The following is a 1,726-nucleotide window of genomic DNA, read 5'->3' on the forward strand; positions in this document are numbered from 1 at the left end:
CCAGGCGGCGGGCGATGGCCAGGCCCAGGCCGCTGCCACCGTAATGGCGGCTGGTGCTCGAGTCGACCTGCTCGAAGGCCTCGAAGATCGAATCCAGGCGCTCCGGCGGAATGCCGATGCCGGTGTCCTGCACCGACAGCGCCATGTACTGCTCGCCGGCGGCCACGCCGATGCGGGTCAGCATCGCGTGGTCGGCCAGCGCCAGGCGCAGCGTCACCTTGCCCTCGCGGGTGAACTTGAAGGCGTTGCCGAGCAGGTTGTTGAGCACCTGCTGCAGCTTGGAGCGGTCGGTGACCAGCACTTCCGGCACCGACGGGTCCAGGTCGATGGCGAATTCGAGCCGGTTCTCCACCGCCATGTGGCGGAAGTGGCGCAGCACCTCGCGGGTGACGCCCTCGATGCGCACCTCCTCGCGGTGCACGTCCATCTTGCCGGCCTCGATCTTGGACAGGTCCAGGATGTCGTTGATCAGGCGCAGCAGGTTGGAGCCGGAGTCGTGGATGACCGCGGCGGCCTCCACCTCCTCCACGTCCAGGTGGCCGCTCTCGTTCTCGGCCAGCTCCTTGGACAGGATCAACAGGCTGTTGAGCGGGGTGCGCAGCTCGTGCGACATGTTGGCCAGGAAGTCGGTCTTGTACTGGCTGGCGCGTGCCAGTTCCTGCGCCTTGAACTCGGTCTCGCGCTGCAGCACCTGCAGCACGTCCTTCTGCTCGTTGAGCACCTCGGTCTTCTGCCGCAGCTCTTCGTTGGAGGCCTGCAGTTCCTCGGCCTGCACGCGCAGCTCCTCCTCCGAGGCGGACAGGCGCTGTGCCTGCTCCTCCAGCTCGACGGTCTTGCCCTGCAGTTCCTCGTTGGTGGCGCGCAGCTCCTCTTCCTGGGCCTGCAGGGCCACCTGCGAGCGCTGCAGTTCCTCGGCCTGGGCGCGGGTGCGTTCGAGCAGGGTGCGGGTGCGCTCGGAGGCGCGGATGTTCTCCAGGCCGAGCGCCGCCTGCGGCAGCACCGCGTCCAGGAAGGCCTCCTGGGTGTGCGTGAACTGGCCGAAGGTGCCGAACTCCAGCACGCCGAGCAGGCGCCCCTGTAACAGCAGCGGCACCGCCACCAGCTGGCGCGGCTGCGCTTCGCCCAGCGCCGAATGCACGCCGAAGAAATCATCCGGCACCTGCTGCACGCTGATCCGCTTGCGCTCCAGCGCGGCCTGGCCGATCAGGCCATCGCCCATGGCATACCGCAGGCCCAGGTGCTTGCGCCGCTGGAAGCCGTAGCTGCCCTGCAGGCGCAGTTCCTGTTCGTCCTCGTCCCAGAGGAAGAACACGCCGATCGGCGCGTCGATGCGCGGCGCGATCTGCGACACCAGCGCCTGGCCGTAGGTCTCGGCCTCCTGCATGGCCTGCAGCTCGGCGCCGACCTCGCCCACGCTGAGCTTGATCCAGTTGGCATCGCGCGAGGCCACCGAATTGCGCCGGAACACCTCCAGCGCGCGGGCGATGGCGCCGATTTCGTCGCCCCGCTCCAGCCCGCCGATCTCCACCTCCAGGTCGTCGTCGGCCAGCCGCGTCATCTTGCCGGTCAGGCTGTTGATCGGGGCGACCACCACCCGCGCGATCATCCACAGCGTGCCGACGATCACCGCGAAGCCGATCACCAGCAGCAGCAGCGATACCTTCTGCGCGCGGTCGATCCACTTGCTCATCTCCTCGCGCTCGGCCAGCAGCGTGCGGATCTCGCT

1 protein-coding gene is annotated in these 1,726 nt (G+C 68.4%); it reads right to left on the reverse strand.

What is annotated here, in order from left to right:
* Nucleotides 1-1,726, reverse strand: a 1,726-nt coding sequence (locus tag VA603_RS10940) for an ATP-binding protein (protein ID WP_323438842.1), incomplete at both ends; no start/stop codon positions are given.

Origin of the sequence: Stenotrophomonas capsici, assembly GCF_034961085.1 — a bacterium.
In the GTDB taxonomy this organism is placed as follows: domain Bacteria; phylum Pseudomonadota; class Gammaproteobacteria; order Xanthomonadales; family Xanthomonadaceae; genus Stenotrophomonas; species Stenotrophomonas capsici.